We start from the raw sequence: 15,749 nt of genomic DNA, 5'->3' as shown, positions 1-15,749 counted from the left end.
GAGGAGGGGCACATGACATCGAAGACCATTCGGGGGAAGACCATTCGGGGGAAGACCATTGTGGGGAAGACCATTGTGGGCGCCGGACTTGCTGTCGCCTTGCTGGCCGCTGTCGCCGGCACGGCCCTTGCCGACGATATGCCTGAGCTCACCGAACTCAGCCCGGACGGCAAGGATGGCTGTTTCGGGCGTATCTACGATGCCGCGCATCTCAAGCTGCACCCGAACCAGAAGGTGGGACGGATTTTCTTCTATTTTGGCGGCGATCCGGTCAGCTCTCCGAACGAGGAGCCGAGCAGCGGTCCGTCCGGCTACAACGGTTTTTTGGCGACGACGGTGCGCGGCGCTAGGAAGCCCGAATGGGTCGGCGGCTGGTGCGGCAAGGATGATCCGCAATCGGGCGAGATCCATTGCGGCATGGAATGCGACCGCACCATGGCCTTGCTGAACGTCGACGAAAAAGGCCGGCTGATCGTCTCCGGCGTGCATCGCAGCCTTTATCTCGATGCCGGCGCCGAGGATGAACTTGGCGAAACGGAGTTTTCCAGGCAGGCACTCGGCACGGAAGACGACGGCTTCCGGCTCGACCGCATGCCGGGTGAGACCTGCAAGGCCGAATTCGCGCGCATCGATCCGGTCGATCCGGCGCTGGGAGCACCGCTGCGCGAGCGGCTGAAACCGGACCAGCCGTTCTGCTACGGGCGCGACTACGATGCCGCGCATCTCGGCTCGCATCCCGATCAGCTTACCCACACCATCCGGGTTTTCCGGGGCCCGATCGAACTGGCCGCCTTCGCCAAGGATGGCGAGACGGCAAATTGGCCTGATGGCGCCGAGATTGCCGTTTCCGTCACCACGCGCCAGAATGCCATAGAGGTCACGCAGAGCTACAGTTGTGACGGCGAAGCGGACCAGTGGCGCTGTGTGGCGAGCGGAAGGACGAGCGACTTTTCCTGCGACATCGCGGCCAGGGAGATTTATCTGCGCCGCGGCGCCAACGGCACCATGATGCTGGCCAATCCCAACAGCAGCCTGCCGATCGTCGACCTGTGCTCGAAGGCGGCCGACGGCGAGACCGCATCCGACGACAAGGTCTATCGGCTGGAGCCGATGCCGCAGGCTGCCTGCGCGCTTTGAGATTTTGGGTCAGAAAGGACGGCGTATGAACAAGGCAAAGGTGTTCTGGTCAGGCCGCTCGCAGGCGGTGCGCCTACCCAAGGAATTTCGTTTCGAAACCAAGGAGGTTTCGATCCGCCGCCAAGGCCGAGCGGTCATCCTCGAGCCGCTCGATCCGGATTGGGGCTGGCTCGACCAGGTGACTGGGCCGCTTGACGACGACTTTGTCGAGGCAGCTTTAGAACGGCCGATAGCGACTGGTTCATCGGCGCAGAAGTTTTGAAGGGTTGGATGTGCTTGCATAGACAGGCGCATGCCTTGGCGATCGGCGGAAAACAGCCGTCGCTTCGTCATCCTGGGGCGGAGCAAGAGCGAAGCGACGCGGCGCAGACCCCAGGATCCATGCCGTGACTTCAGAGCGCTGCTGCGCTGCTGAATTCTGCTCCGCTGCACTCTCCGACTAAGGTTACGGCATGGATCCCAGGGTCTCCGCGACGGAGCTTCGCTCCTGCTTCGCCCAGGGATGACGAAGTTGGGGAGGCTTCGGCCAATCTCCAGCGTTTGATAGTCCGCTGAAACGAACGATGGCTGTTGCCTGTCGGCAAGCCCGTCAAAATTCTCTGTGCAGCGTTACTGCGTGAATCGCCTCACGCGAACGGCACGGCGGTCGTGCCCCTGGGCAGTTTCGCCTCGTCGTCGGGCTCGACGTGGATGGTGACGCGCACCGAGGGGATTTCCGCCTTCAGCGCATCCTCGATGCGGTCGCAGATGACGTGGCTGGCGCCCACCGACATGTCGGCGTCGACGACCAGGTGGAACTCGATGAAGGTGGCGCGGCCGGCAATCCGCGTCTTCAGATCGTGGACCTCCAGCGCGCCTTTGCAATTGGCCGAGATGATGTCGCGGATGCGCATGTGCTCCTGCGTGTCGACGGCGCGGTCCATCAGACCGTTCATCGACGAGCCGATGACGTGCCAGCCCTGCCACAGGATGTTCAGCGCAACGATGACGGCAAGAGCGGGATCGAGGACTTGCCAGCCGGTCAGCACGGCGCCGACCACACCCATGAACACGCCGACCGAGGTCGCCACGTCGGTCATGATGTGCCTGCCGTCGGCGACCAGTGCCGGTGACTTCTCCGCACGGCCGGCACGGATCAGCGTCATGGCCCAGAAGGCGTTGATCACCGTCGCGACGCCGTTGATGGCGAGGCCGGTCCAGGGCTGTTCGAGCGGGACGGGATGCCGCAGGGACCACCACACTTCGTTGAGGATCAGAAGGGCTGCCAGCACGATCAGCACGCCTTCCAAAACAGCCGAGAAATACTCGGCCTTGTGGTGGCCGAACGGATGATCCTGGTCGGCCGGCTTGTGGCTGACCTGGATCGCCCAATAGGCGGCGGCAGAGGCAATGACGTTGACGATCGATTCCAGCGCGTCCGAATACAGCGCCACGGAGCCGGTGACGTACCAGGCCGCCAGCTTCAGGCCGAGCACGACGAAGGCGATGATGATCGACCAGAAGGCGAGGCTGGCGACCTTGCGCTTGGCGGCGTTTTTCGAATCAATAGCGGTCATCGATTGCTTCCGGCCGCCGAAACCGGAGCTAAGCCGCCTTTTCCTTGGCCTTGCGCGGCAGATGCGCAACGATGTTCTCGATAATGCGCATGCCGGCATTGTGGCCGAGCGTCATGATCGATTCCGGGTGGAACTGCACCGCGGCGATCGGCTCCTTGCTGTGCTCGAAGGCCATGATGACGCCTTCTTCCGTCTCGGCCGTGACAACAAAACCGTCGGGCAGGCGGACCGGATCGGCGAAGATCGAGTGATAGCGGCCGACCGTCACCTCCTTGGGCAGGCCGGAAAAGATGATGCCCGGCTTCGACACGCGGATACGCGACGGTTTGCCATGCATCGGCACGTGCAGCTGCCGCAGCTCTCCGCCATAGGCCTCGGCCAGCGCCTGCAGGCCGAGGCAGACGCCGAAGATCGGCAGGTCGCGCGCGCGGGCCCGCTTGATGGTGGCGGCGCAGTCAAAATCCTTCGGCGTGCCGGGACCGGGCGACAGCACGACGAGATTGGGTTTCAGCCGGTCGAAGACCTCGTCCGGCACAGGCGTGCGCACGGTCGAGACATTGGCGCCGGTCTGGCGGAAATAATTGGCCAGCGTGTGGACGAAGGAGTCCTCGTGGTCGACCAGCAGGATGTTGACGCCGTCGCCGACGCGCGCGGTGGCGCGTTCGGTGTCGGCGGCATTGCCTGATTTGGCGTCGCGGATGGCGGAGATCATGGCGGATGCCTTCAGTTCGGTTTCGGCTTCTTCTTCCTCGGGAATGCTGTCGAAGAGCAGCGTGGCGCCGGCGCGCACCTCGGCGATGCCGTCCTTGATGCGGATGGTGCGAAGCGTCATGCCGGTGTTCATGTCACCGTTGAAATTGACCATGCCGATCGCCCCGCCATACCAGGCGCGCGGGCTCTTCTCGTTCTGCTCGATGAAGCGCATCGCCCATAATTTCGGCGCGCCGGTGACGGTGACCGCCCAGGCATGCGACAGGAACGCGTCGAAAGCGTCCATGCCTTCGCGCAGCCGCCCCTCGATATGGTCGACGGTGTGGATCAGCCGCGAATACATCTCGATCTGGCGGCGGCCGATGACGCGCACCGAGCCCGGGTCGCAGACCCTCGACTTGTCGTTGCGGTCGACGTCCGAGCACATGGTCAGCTCGGATTCGTCCTTCTTCGAATTGAGCAGCTTCAGGATCTGCTCGCTATCGGAAATGGCGTCGCCGCCGCGCTTGATCGTGCCGGAGATCGGGCAGGTCTCGACACGGCGCCCGTTGACGCGCACGAACATTTCGGGCGAGGCGCCGATCAAATATTCGCCTTCCCCAAGATTGATGAAGAAGGAATAGGGCGAGGGGTTGATGGCCTTCAGCTTGCGGGAGATGTCGGAGGGCGGCGTCTCGCAGCGCTCGTAGAACATCTGGCCGGGCACCACCTCGAACAGGTCGCCGCGCTTGAACGATTGCATCGCCTTGCGCACCAGATTGGCATATTCGCCGGGCTCATGGTCGCCGCGCGGCGGGATACGGTCGGCGGTCCTGAACGGCTCGACGATTTCGTCGCGCGGCAATCCCTGCGTCGAAAACCCATCGCTGGAATAGTCGTAGCGGTCGGTCCAGGCTTTTGTCGAATAGTGGTCGACGACCAGAATCTCGTCGGGCAGGAACAGCACGAGGTCGCGCTGGCCTTGCTGGCGCTCGAGCTTGTAGTCGACCGGATCGAACTGGAAGGCGAGATCGTAGCCGAAGGCGCCGTAGAGACCGAGATTGGCGTCTTCCTCCGTCTTGAACAGAGCGGTGATGGCGCGCAGCACGGTGAAGACGGAGGGAACGCGGCTGCGTTCTTCTTCGGTGAAGACACGGCCTGGCATGGCCACGTCGAGGCGGATCAGTCGCTTCGACGCCTCGGCGATCGTCACCTCGTCAAGGCCGTCGAGCGCCTTGCCGACCACCGGCAGAAGCATCTCGCCACGGCTGTTCAGCGCCTCGATGCGCATGGCGCGGCCACGCGCCGAGATCACCAGCGGCGGGTCGATGATGGCGGTGTCCCAACGCGTATAGCGGCCGGGATATTCGTAATTCGAGGAAAACACGGCGCCGCGGCGCGAATTCAGCCCGTCGACATAGGCGTCGATCGCGCCTTGGTAAGGCCGGTCATGGCGCTCGCGGGTAATCGTCACGCCACCCGCCGTGACGAAGCGCTCCGCCCCGTTCTCCAGAATTTTCGTCGTCATTGCCGTCTCCATCAGCGTCTTGGGCTTTTCAGCGTCTTGGATAGTTCAGCGTCTTGGGGGCAACGGACCCGGGGCATGGCTTTGAAAAACAAATGGCCGCCCGGACATTCCGTTGCGGCCATCTTCCATTTTTCACGCGCACGCGTTCGAACAGGCCGCTGTCAGCGAGCCCACCACCAAACGGTCTTGATCGAGCGCATGTTCATGGCGATTCCAATAGCGGCGATTGAACGGCCGCGCAACTGGATTCAATGAGGGGGCTGGAGAAGGGCGAGGGCATGGAGAAGGGCATGAGCCCTCAATCCTCCAGCGTTCCCGAACGTGCATCGGCGCTTTTCCTGTCGCCGACCAGTTTTAGCAGATCTTCGCCGGCGCGGATGATGCGCCGGGAACGCCGTGTCAGGATGATGCCTGCCTGGGGCGCGAGCACCTCGGTGCGGCCGCCGGCTTCACCCGGCGCATGGACGATGGTGGCGAGCAGTGCGCCTTTTGCCACACGGTCGCCGGGCTTCACGGCATAGAGGACCGCGCCCGCCCGCGGCGCCGGCATCATGTCGATGTTTTCGAGCGGCGCGACGAAACCGGTGAAGCTGCCGGACGTGGATAAGGCCTGGTCCAAAACCACGCCGCGCCCCACCAGCAGCCGATAGAGCCCTTCGGCATCGGCGCCGGCCAGAGCGCCGTCGACATCGAGTATGCCGCGATACTCAACCGTGGTGGCGACGCGCCGGTCGAACCGCGCCACCTCGGCAGGGAGGTTCAGATACGGCGTGATCGAGGCGCCTTCGAAGGTGCCGTCGGTATCTTCATCCCACAGGATCACCGCATCGACGCCCATGGCCGCCGCACAATCCGACATGGCCGGCCACAGGCTGGCATGGACATAGAGGTAGGCGAGGCCCTCGTCGTCGCAGTGCAGGTCCAGCACGATGTCGTGGCCGATCGACAGCTGCAGCAGCCGCGTCTTCAGCCGCTGATCGGCAGTGCCAAGCGTGGTGTCGGGCAACAATTCAACGTCAGGCGCGGCCAGCAGCGGAAAGCCGCGGTTGAAGTTGGTGCGCGTGCCCAGGTGAAAACGGCCCTGGTGCTCGCCGAAATGATACTGGGCGCGGCCGATCGGATTGGCTTGCGGCACGACGGTGATACTGCCCTTGATGCGGCCTTCGGCTTCGGCCTTTTCAAGCATCGGCATCAGCGCGTCGATGGCGACGACGCCCGGCAGTTCGCCGGCATGCAGTGCCGCCTGCAGATAGGCCGAAGGTGCCGCCTTGTCGGTTCCTTCGAAGCGGAAGACTGGGAATTCGTAGGAATGGCCTTCGCTGTCGCCGGCAATGCGCTCGATCGATTTCTGCATGATGATCCTCCAGGAAAACTCATGCCCTTTCGTCGATACGCTGTCGATTGGTCCAGCTTTTCACGCTATGGGCGCAAGGGCCTACCCGGCCGGGCGCGGTGGACATACTGGTCCTGCCCGGCCTATGCCAGCGGCTTCAACTCCTGGGCGATGGTGGGCAGAAGTTCCGAGACGTTGGGGTGGATGTGCATGGCGCGCGCCAGCGTGCTGATCGGCGCCTTGGCGTACATCAGATCGAGCACGCAGTGTATCGCCTCGTCGCCGCCGGGGCCGAGCACCGAACAGCCGAGGATTTCGTTGGTGTCGGCATCGGCCAGGATCTTCATGAAACCTTGCGTCTCGCCTTTCTCGACGGCACGGCCGACGCGGGTCATCGGCCGCTGGCCGACCAGCGCGCGGCGGCCGGACTTTCTGACCGCTGCCTCGGTCATGCCGCAGCGGCCGAGCGGCGGGTCGGTATAGAGCGCATAGGTCTCGATGCGGTCGCTCACCCTGCGCGGGTCGTTGTCGAGCAGATTGGCGGCGACGATCTCGTAGTCATTGTAGGAGGTGTGGGTGAAGGCGCCCTTGCCGTTGCAGTCGCCCATCGCCCAGATGCCGGGCACGCCGGTGCGAAGCTGGTCGTCGACGACAATGAAGCCGCGTTTGTCGACCTCGACGCCGGCCTTGGCGAGGCCGAGATCGTCGGTGTTGGGGGTCCGGCCTACTGCCAGCAGCACATGCGAGCCGACAGCCGGCGCCTTGCCGGCGGTGAAAGTCACGGCGATGTCGCTGCCCTGCCTGGCGAAGCTGATGTCGCCGGCGCCGAGATGAACCGTGATGTCTTCGTTTTTGAGGATGGACAGGATGGCGGCCGAGACATCCTCGTCCTCGCGGCCGATCAGCCGCGGGCTCTTTTCGATCACCGTGACCTGTGAACCGAAACGGCGGAACATCTGCGCGAATTCGAGCGAGACGTAGCTGCCGCCGACGACGACGAGGTGGCGCGGCAGCACGTCGAGATCCATCATCGACGAGTTGGTCAGGAACGAAATGTCGTCGACGCCTGGCAGATCAGGCACCGAGGCACGGCCGCCGGTGTTGATGAATATTTTTTCGGCGCTCAGCAGGTCGTCGCCGACGCGCACGGTGTTGGCCGTCTCGAAGCGGGCATGGCCGCGATAAAGCGTGCATCTGTCCATGCCGGCAATCCAGCTTTCGAGGTTGCCGCGGGCGTCGTCCGACACCTTGTCCTTGCGCGCCTTGATCGCCGTGTAATCGACGCCGACCGGACCGGAGAGCGTCACGCCGTAGTCGGCGGCGCGGCGGGCGAGATGCGCGGCATAGGCGCTGGCGACCATGGCCTTGGTCGGCATGCAGCCGGTGTTGACGCAGGTGCCGCCGACCAGCTTTCGCTCGATCAGCGCCACGCTCATGCCGGCCGCCGTCAGCCGGCCGGCGAGCGGCGGGCCGGCCTGGCCGGCGCCGATGATGATGGCGTCGAATGACTTTGCCGTCATGCCACCGCCGCCACGATCAGCAGACCGCCGACGATCGCCACCGCGTCCTCGACGAGGGCGGCGGGCTGGTCCTTGCCGAAAGCCAGCGCCAGGCGTTTGCGCAGCTCGGCGCCGCCCAGCGTGCCGATAACCGCGCCGATGGCGCCGGCGATCAGGCCGCCGACGGTGGCGCCGCCGGTCGCGCCGATCACCGCGCCGGTGAAGGCGCCGACAGCGATGCGCGCGCCAAACTGCTGCGGCACCTTGCGGCTAGGCGTGGACGGCAACTGGTCGGTGACCAGTTCGGCAATGGCCAGGATGGTGAAGATGCCGACGGTGATCCAGTGGCCCATGAAGCTGGCCCAGGTTCCGGCGACCGGCAGCCAGCCAAGCCAGGCGCCCCAGGCGACGGCGGCGGGCGCGGTCATAGCGCGAAGGCCGGCAACGACGCCGATCAGAAGCGCAAGGATGTACAGCATGATTTGACCCCTCGATCACACGGCCTGGGACAGCCCAGCCGGGGCAGGCTAGCATAGGTTCGGCATTTGACCAGAGGCCTGCGATCTCTGGCATTCGCCATATTGATACAGCAGGGGTAGGATGGGAGGGCCGCCATGGCTCGAAGCGGCAGGATCGAGCGCAGGGCAATCGCTTCAGGACAAAAGATAGCGTACAACTCAGGTTGGATGACCAATTCTCGATGTCGGCGCTGCCCCTCATTGCCCTGCCGGGCATTTCTCCCCGTATAGTGACGGGGAGAAAGATGCCGTCATCGGCGATTTCGCCAATCACCAGCGTTGCAGAAAGGGTACCGAGGTTGCGGCCAGCCCCTTCTCCCCGTTCACGGGGAGAAGATGCCGGCAGGCAGATGAGGGGCAGCGCCGACATCGACAGTAGTTGTTCCAACATGAGTTGGAACTATCTTACCACGCGCTCCTGAGCGCTCTTCGAGAATTCGCGGCGGTACTGCGCGGGTGTGGTTCTGAGCCGCGCCGCAAAATGCTGGCGCAGCGAGGTGGCGCTGCCGAAGCCGGCCTCGAAGGCAACCGTGTCCATTGATTTTTCCGTTGCTTCCAGCAGCCGCTGCGCCAGCGCGACGCGCTGATCGATCAGCCAGTCGCCGAAGCTGGTGCCGATTGTTTTCTGGAAGCGGCGCGTGAAGGTCCGGCGGGTGAGGCCGGCGGTAGCGGCGACACTGTCCAGGCTGTGCGTCGCGTGCAACGTCTTGCGCACGGTGTCGATGGCGTGGGTGAAGCGGTCGGCATTTTCGGTCCTGGCGATCGGACGCTCTATGAACTGCGCCTGCCCGCCCTGCCGATGAGGAGAAAGCACGATCTGCCGGGCAAGCCGGAGTGCCGCCTCCGCGCCATAGCGGGCCCGTATGATGTGGAGACAGCAGTCGAGCCCGGCGGCGACACCGGCCGAGGTCACGACATCGCCGTTGTCGATATAGAGCACCTCCGGCTCGACGAGAATGTCGGGATAGAGGGCCCGCAGCTGGTCGGAAAAAGCCCAGTGCGTCGCGGCTCGCCGCCCCGAAAGCAGGCCGGTCGCCGCAACAGCGAACGTTCCCAAGCACAATCCGACAATCAGCGCGCCGCGCCGGTGCGCGCGACGCAGCGCCTCGATCAGTGCCGCCGGCGGTGGGACTTCGAGGTTCTTCCAGCTGGGCAAGATGACGATGTCGGCGTCATCAAGCGCGGAAAGCCCGTGCGGGACGCTGATGGTCAGCCCCGCATCGGTGCGGATCGGCCCGTCCTCAATCGCGCAGACCCGGAACTCGAAGCGCGGCAGGCCGAGCGTCGTGCGATCCTCTGCGAATACAAGGCAGGGCACGGAGAGGTGGAACGGGCTGATGCCATCGAAGGCGATGGCGGCAACGATCGGATCGGCCATGATGAGCACCATGAGAGTTTCCGGAATGTCCCAATTCTTTCGAACAATGTCAATCGGGACACTTTTGCGGCCTGATGCCGAGTCTATCCTCGATCCATCAATGTCAACGGGAAAGGAAAACTCCATGTCGGACTCAGCCAAAGACAAAGCGCCGCGCCGTGCCCTCATCGTCGTCGACGTTCAGAACGACTATGACGGCGGCAATCTCGCCATCAAGCACCCGCCCTTCCGCGACACCGTCGCCAATGTGGCGCGCGCCATGGACGCGGGCGCCGAGGCAGGCGTCAAGGTGGTGGTCGTCAAGCAGTTGGCGCCGGAAACCTCACCGGTCTTCGCCAAGGGCAGCCATGGCGCCGAATTGCATCCCGAGATCGCGAGGCGAAACCGTGACCACTACATCGAAAAGACCTTGCCAAGCGCCTTCACCGGCACCGACCTCGAGGAATGGCTGCGCGCCAACGCTATCGATACGATTACGGTCATCGGCTACATGACGCATAATTGCGATCTGTCGACGATCATCCACGCCGTCCATATGGGCTTTGCCGTCGAGTTCCTGTCGGATGCAACGGGGTCGCTACCCTATGCCAACAGCGCCGGCTACGCCTCGGCCGAGGACATCCATCGCGTGGTGACGGTTGTCCTGCAGTCGCGCTTCGCCGCCGTTCTCAAGACCGCCGAATGGATCGACTGCCTGAAGACCGGCGTGCTGCCCGAGCGCGATACGCCCTATGCCTCCAACCAGCGCGCGCTGGCGCGCAACGCCGCTTAGAAGTTTGGCGCGGCCAAGCAAAAGAGGGCGCCGCAGCGATGCGGCGCCCCTATCATTGCGGCCTTCGAAATTCTCAGAACAGGCCGTCGATCTGGCCCATCTCGTTCAGGAATATCTTCTCCGAGGACGGCGCCTTGGGCAGGCCTGGCATGGTCATGACCTCGCCGCAGATGACGACGATGAAGCCGGCGCCGGCAGACAGCCTGACCTCGCGCACCGGCACGGTGTGGCCGGTCGGCGCGCCGCGCAGGTTCGGATCGGTCGAGAACGAATATTGCGTCTTGGCCATGCAAACCGGCAAATTGCCGTAGCCAGCGTGCTCCCAGGCGTGGAGCTGGTCGCGCACCGATTTGTCGGCGATCGCTTCGGATCCGCGATAGATGCGCTGGACGATGGTGTTGATCTTCTCGAACAGCGGCATGGCGTCGGGATAGAGCGGCGCAAACTGCGAGGAGCCGGATTCGGCCAGCGTCACCACCTTGTTGGCGAGTTCCTCGATGCCGGCCGAGCCGTGGGCCCAGTGCTTGCACAGGATCGCCTCTTCGCCCATCGAGGCGACGTAGTCCTTCATCGCCCTGATTTCAGCATCGGTATCGGAATAGAAATGGTTGATGGCGACCACCGCAGGCACGCCGAACTGCCTGACATTCTCGATGTGACGGCCGAGATTGGCGCAGCCCTTCTTGACCGCCTCGACGTTCTCCTTGCCGAGATCTTCCTTCTTGACGCCGCCATTCATCTTCATGGCGCGCACAGTGGCGACGATGACCGTGGCCGCCGGCTTCAGGCCGGCCTTGCGGCACTTGATGTCGAAGAACTTTTCGGCACCGAGATCGGCGCCGAAACCGGCTTCGGTGACAACATAGTCGGCAAGTTTCAGCGCCGTCGTGGTGGCGACGACCGAGTTGCAGCCATGCGCGATGTTGGCGAAGGGGCCGCCATGGACGAAGGCCGGGTTGTTCTCCAGCGTCTGCACGAGGTTGGGCTGCATGGCGTCCTTGAGCAGCACGGCCATGGCGCCGTCGGCCTTGAGGTCGCGGGCATAGACGGCCGACTTGTCGCGGCGATAGGCGACGATGATGTCGCCGAGGCGCTTTTCCAAATCCTTCAGGTCGGTAGCGAGGCACAGGATCGCCATGACCTCCGAGGCGACGGTGATGTCAAAGCCGCCCTCGCGCGGAAAACCGTTGGCGACGCCGCCGAGCGAGCAAATGATCTCGCGCAGTGCGCGGTCGTTCATGTCCATGACGCGGCGCCAGACGACGCGGCGGATGTCGATGCCGAGTTCGTTGCCCCAGTAGATGTGGTTGTCGATCAGCGCCGAAAGCAGATTATGCGCCGTGGTGATGGCATGGAAATCGCCGGTGAAGTGGAGGTTCATGTCCTCCATCGGCACGACCTGCGCATAGCCGCCGCCGGCAGCGCCGCCCTTGACGCCGAAATTCGGCCCGAGCGAGGCCTCGCGGATGCAGACGATGGCCTTCTTGCCGATGCGGTTGAGACCGTCGCCGAGGCCCACCGTCGTCGTCGTCTTGCCTTCGCCGGCCGGCGTCGGGTTGATGGCGGTGACGAGGATCAGCTTGCCGTCCTTGTTTGCCTTCACCGACTTGATGAACTCGGCCGAGATCTTCGCCTTGTCGTGGCCGTAAGGCAAAAGATGCTCGCTTGGAATGCCGATCTTCTGGCCGATCGCCTGGATCTGCTTCTTGTCGGCGGCGCGCGCGATCTCGATGTCGGACTTCACTTCGGCCATGGCGGCTTTCCTCTGGATTGGACGGTGGAGGGGACGGGTTTGATCAGTGTGGTCGCAAGCCTGTTCGGAACAGCCTGGCGCTGCAGGCGAGGGCACGTTCTATCCCTGTCGCTGCCGTGGCGTCAACTTGCATGCAACTATGTTTCCTCTAGAGAAAGACGGCTCCTGGTCGACCTGACCCGGATCTTCGCGGGTTGTCGCGCCGTATAGAAGCCAGAGCACGCGCCGTCCTGCCGTCTCAAAACAGCCGCGGAATGCACGGAATGCGACAGGGTTCGAGCGCCGGTCGGCGCTTCGAGGGGTCTCGCTAGAATGCGCCGATCTGGTGCATCAGCCCCAAGCCGTCAAGCTGGCCGAAATGTTCGACCACGATGCCTCTCTCGACGCGATCAATGTTAATCACACCAACCGAGACGCAATTTCCGCTCGGTTCGACGCCGTGGAAGGTGCCGGTGTGCGTGCCCTGAAAGCGACCGCTCGTGACCACCCTGTCGGCATCGCCGACATAGTCGTCGACGACGTGATGGCCGTCGGGGAATCCAACAAAGAATTCGGTCAGGGATTTTCGCCAGTCATCAAAGCCGATCGGATTGGCGCTGGCGAGGTGAACGGCGAGATCCGGAGAGACCAGACCGGCCAGTCTATCCCAGTCCCGCGCATCGATCGTGGCATAGAAATTTCGAGCAATTTCCCGGATATCCATCGCGTGTCCTCGCTGGCTGCCGCCCACGGTTGAACGACGACGAGACGATCAGGTTCCGCTCCTCGCAATGCGCAGCCGAACTGCCGCGTCAGCACGTTGCCGATCCCGACGGGGCCAGCGGTGATTCAAGCCAAGGCGTCTTTCACCAATCGCTTGCTTCACCGATCCAGAACGGACCTGACCTCGACGAGATTCGATCGCACCCTAAGCACATAGAATCCCATCGTGGTGAGGTGGGTGGGCATGATCCAGCCATCCTCGCGGCCGTTGGAGATTATCAGGGGCTGGATGGCGAGCGCTGCCTTGAGCTGGCCTTCCACGCTGTTCCACAGCGGCGTGAGGCCGCGATTGTCGAGGACCTGCTGAAAATCGTGATGCGCCGCCGTCAGGATGCCGTAATAGCCGTAGAGCTGGCCGTAGGCGAACCAGAAGCGGTCGTCAGCGCGCGTGTCGAACCAGCCGCTGTTGAAGTTCTGCGAACGGTCACGGATCAGGTCAGACGTCGAGCCTATGTCACTCGCGATCCGGTCGACGAACTGCAACAGATTGTCGGCGCGCGCGTTGAAGACAACCTCGCATTTCATGAGCCGGTCGTTGAAGGCGCGAAGGCTGTTCGCCGCCGTGCGATAAAAACTCGGCGTCGGGGTTTTCGGACCAAAGGGCCTGAGGCCGAAATACCAGGTTTCCTCGTCGAAGGTGATCGCGCCGCGCGCATCCTGCAGGTTCTGGTCGATCTGGCTGGTGCCGCGGACGCGGCCCAGCGTGTCGACAAGCTCGACCGTGGTGCGCCGGATGGCCTGATTGACCCCGCGCTGGAAGGAGGCCTTGTTGTCGAGAAACGGCGTGCGGTCCCAGTCCATGCCGAAGAGCCCGAGCTTGTAGAGTATCATCGACGAGATCCAGGCATTCTCGTTGACGTTGAAATCGATGAGATCGGCCGTAACCTGGACAATGGCCGAGTGGGTGCAGGTCTTGACCTCTCCCTCGACGCCAGCGGTTTCCCCGGTGGCGGAAGGAGCGGGCTGTGCCGGCGTGGTTCCGGCCGGCTGCGTGAACCTATATGCTTCCGCATAGGCGGGATTGAAATTGCTCCAGACCTGCGTGTTCCAGATGAAATAGCCGTAGAGGCCGATCAGCATGAGCAGAGCGAGGCCGAGCACCGCCTTCAGGATCCAGCCACGCTGCGTATACCAGCGCCCGGCCCACAGGAACGGCCACAGGATCACGCCGACGACGAAGCCGATGCCGCGGCCGATCCACTGGAATATCCGTGTGAAAAAATTCACGATCGGATCAAGCATGGCGATGTCACCCCTCGTCAGTCAGCCAAGTATTCGATAAGGTTAGGCATTCAATCGGTAAGGCCGTAGAGGCGTGTGCGAAACGCCACCTTGTCTTTCAGATATGTGGTTTTCAGAACGTCCACAACATGCGATCGCCAAGCGTCGCTGAAGCCGTCATAGTCCCTGTAAAAACCCGGTTTGTTGAAGACGTAGCGCGAGACGAAGTCCTGCGGCACGAAATCCGAGATCAACTGGTTGGTCAGCCAGGCGTCGGGATGTCCGGGCTTGGCCCGGATCGTCAGGAAACGCTGCTGCGGGAACACGTCCTCGATCTTGAGATAGCCCAGGTGAGCGATCTCGCGCTTGGCGGCGTTGAGAAAGGGAAAATTTCCGTCCCTGGTGATCAGGTCGGCATGGCTGTGGATCCAGGTCTGCAGCCAGACCTTGTCGACGTCGGTCAGGTTGCGGTCGGGCTCGGCGTCGCGGATCAGCGCCCGCACCACCATTTCGGCGCGGTGCTCGAGATAGCCTGATGTTTCGATCCACGAGGCCCGCGGCAGTTCGATGCGGCCGGTCGCGGCAAGGAACTTGAACACCCTGTCGGCATCATTGATCGAGAGGTAGCTCACCTGCCACGGCCGCGAGCGGCGGAAGCCGGGTGCTGCCGGGTCGCTGATCACCGTCGTCATGTCGGGGTCGATGAACACATAGAGCCCGCCGAAATGGCTGGTCCAATAGGCGCTGTGGCGAAAGATCACCTGATCCGGCACCAGCGCGTTCTCGCGGATGTCGCCGCAGATCTTGGCAAGCTCGACCATGCGGGTGAGCATGGCGCTGTCGCGCCAGGCGTCCGGCTCCTGCTTCAACCGGTCGACGAGCTTGCCGAGTTCGGCGGCTTTGCCGAGCACGTCCTCCGCCGACAGCACCTTGAACTCGACTTGGTTGATCGACAGCAGGTCCTCGATGTCGTCGACCTTGGGGACCGAATCCTCGATCTCGCCGTAGATGACATCCTTGATGGTCAGCGCGTCGATGGCGCGCTGGTTCGTCGACATGAACTCGAACATCAGCTGCGAGGTGTTGGAAAAGGCGGTGTGGACCACCGGCAGGTCGACCTGCGACGGCGTCAGGAGGATGAAGCGGCGATTGATCTCGTTGGGATCGAGGTAGCTGTAGTCGCCGCATTCCTCGGCCACTTGCGGCGAGAAGCCGGTGCGGTCAATCTCGAAGCTCTTCAGCTTCGTCGGCTTCAGGCCGAAGGCGACCAAAGCCTTATTGTAGCGCTGGATCAGATGCGGCTCGTCGATGGTCAGCAGCCGGCCATAGATCAGCTCGTTCTCGCGCAAAAGGTCGGACTTCTTGGCGGGGCTCATCTATCCCTTCTCCCCGTTCACGGGGAGAAGGTGCCCGAAGGGCGGATGAGGGGCGCGGATGTCCCTTCTCCCCTTGTGGGAGAAGGTGGCCGAGCGAAGCTCGGTCGGATGAGGGGTGTTCCAGCTTGACGAATGCCCCTCTTCCGTCGCCGTCGGCGCCACCCCCCCGGGGGGGGCCCCCCCGGGGGGCCCCCCCCGGAGGCCCCCCCACCGGGGGGGGGGGGGG

Annotated in this window: 15 protein-coding genes; 4 read left to right on the top strand and 11 right to left on the bottom strand. The window is 63.5% G+C overall.

The window, feature by feature from the left end; genetic code table 11:
- The first annotated feature begins 12 nt into the window (after nucleotides 1–12).
- The gene (locus tag AC0L17_RS28605) at nucleotides 13–1,137 is read left to right on the top strand and encodes a hypothetical protein (protein WP_473518231.1); all 1,125 of its coding nucleotides are present in this window, start codon (nucleotides 13–15) and stop codon (nucleotides 1,135–1,137) included.
- Nucleotides 1,138–1,162: 25 nt separating this feature from the next.
- Entirely contained in the window at nucleotides 1,163–1,399 is a 237-nt protein-coding gene (locus AC0L17_RS28600; RefSeq protein WP_473518230.1) for an antitoxin, read from the top strand.
- 364 nt (nucleotides 1,400–1,763) lie between these two features.
- Here AC0L17_RS28600 and AC0L17_RS28595 read toward each other — a convergent pair whose 3' ends face one another.
- Nucleotides 1,764–2,693, bottom strand: coding sequence for a cation diffusion facilitator family transporter (locus tag AC0L17_RS28595; protein WP_473518229.1), 930 nt, complete (start codon nucleotides 2,691–2,693; stop codon nucleotides 1,764–1,766).
- 28 nt (nucleotides 2,694–2,721) lie between these two features.
- Nucleotides 2,722–4,911: an anthranilate synthase gene (locus tag AC0L17_RS28590; protein ID WP_473518228.1), complete on the bottom strand. Its 2,190-nt coding sequence runs from the start codon at nucleotides 4,909–4,911 to the stop codon at nucleotides 2,722–2,724.
- Between the two features lie 75 nt (nucleotides 4,912–4,986).
- Between AC0L17_RS28590 and AC0L17_RS28585 the strand changes: the two genes are divergently transcribed.
- Nucleotides 4,987–5,166 carry a hypothetical protein gene (locus AC0L17_RS28585; RefSeq protein ID WP_473508291.1) on the top strand — a complete coding sequence of 60 codons (180 nt, stop codon included), beginning with the start codon at nucleotides 4,987–4,989 and terminating at the stop codon, nucleotides 5,164–5,166.
- Nucleotides 5,167–5,209: 43 nt separating this feature from the next.
- Here the strand turns inward: AC0L17_RS28585 and AC0L17_RS28580 are convergent, their stop codons facing one another.
- The 4 genes from AC0L17_RS28580 to AC0L17_RS28565 form a co-directional block, all read right to left on the bottom strand.
- A complete protein-coding gene (locus AC0L17_RS28580) occupies nucleotides 5,210–6,265 on the bottom strand; it encodes a succinylglutamate desuccinylase/aspartoacylase family protein (protein ID WP_473518227.1) in 1,056 nt (351 codons plus the stop codon).
- A 122-nt stretch (nucleotides 6,266–6,387) separates the two neighbouring features.
- On the bottom strand, nucleotides 6,388–7,764 hold the full coding sequence (locus AC0L17_RS28575) for an FAD-containing oxidoreductase (protein ID WP_473518226.1): 1,377 nt from the start codon (nucleotides 7,762–7,764) through the stop codon (nucleotides 6,388–6,390).
- Entirely contained in the window at nucleotides 7,761–8,222 is a 462-nt protein-coding gene (locus AC0L17_RS28570) for a DUF4126 domain-containing protein (RefSeq protein ID WP_287171575.1), read from the bottom strand. Before AC0L17_RS28570 ends, AC0L17_RS28575 begins: the two co-directional genes overlap by 4 nt.
- A 439-nt stretch (nucleotides 8,223–8,661) precedes the next feature.
- Complete coding sequence (locus tag AC0L17_RS28565; protein ID WP_473518255.1) at nucleotides 8,662–9,639, bottom strand: helix-turn-helix domain-containing protein; 978 nt, start codon at nucleotides 9,637–9,639, stop codon at nucleotides 8,662–8,664.
- A 124-nt stretch (nucleotides 9,640–9,763) separates the two neighbouring features.
- Here AC0L17_RS28565 and AC0L17_RS28560 point away from each other — a divergent pair, with 124 nt between their 5' ends.
- Nucleotides 9,764–10,411 (top strand): cysteine hydrolase family protein, encoded by a 648-nt coding sequence (locus tag AC0L17_RS28560; RefSeq protein ID WP_473518225.1) that lies wholly within the window; start codon nucleotides 9,764–9,766, stop codon nucleotides 10,409–10,411.
- 73 nt (nucleotides 10,412–10,484) lie between these two features.
- Here AC0L17_RS28560 and AC0L17_RS28555 read toward each other — a convergent pair whose 3' ends face one another.
- The 5 genes from AC0L17_RS28555 to AC0L17_RS28535 form a co-directional block, all read right to left on the bottom strand.
- Entirely contained in the window at nucleotides 10,485–12,164 is a 1,680-nt protein-coding gene (locus AC0L17_RS28555) for a formate--tetrahydrofolate ligase (protein ID WP_473518224.1), read from the bottom strand.
- 307 nt (nucleotides 12,165–12,471) lie between these two features.
- The gene (locus AC0L17_RS28550; protein WP_473518223.1) at nucleotides 12,472–12,894 is read right to left on the bottom strand and encodes an ester cyclase; all 423 of its coding nucleotides are present in this window, start codon (nucleotides 12,892–12,894) and stop codon (nucleotides 12,472–12,474) included.
- A 131-nt stretch (nucleotides 12,895–13,025) separates the two neighbouring features.
- Nucleotides 13,026–14,168: a DUF2333 family protein gene (locus tag AC0L17_RS28545; protein ID WP_473518222.1), complete on the bottom strand. Its 1,143-nt coding sequence runs from the start codon at nucleotides 14,166–14,168 to the stop codon at nucleotides 13,026–13,028.
- 50 nt (nucleotides 14,169–14,218) lie between these two features.
- A complete protein-coding gene (locus AC0L17_RS28540) occupies nucleotides 14,219–15,523 on the bottom strand; it encodes a DUF6638 family protein (protein ID WP_473518221.1) in 1,305 nt (434 codons plus the stop codon).
- Nucleotides 15,524–15,749, bottom strand: a 226-nt coding sequence (locus AC0L17_RS28535; protein WP_473518220.1) for a hypothetical protein, incomplete at its 5' end; no start/stop codon positions are given.

This window comes from Mesorhizobium sp. WSM4829 (assembly GCF_055811475.1).
Note: the sequence above shows the minus strand (reverse complement) of the source record. Positions and strands in the feature narration are given on the sequence as shown.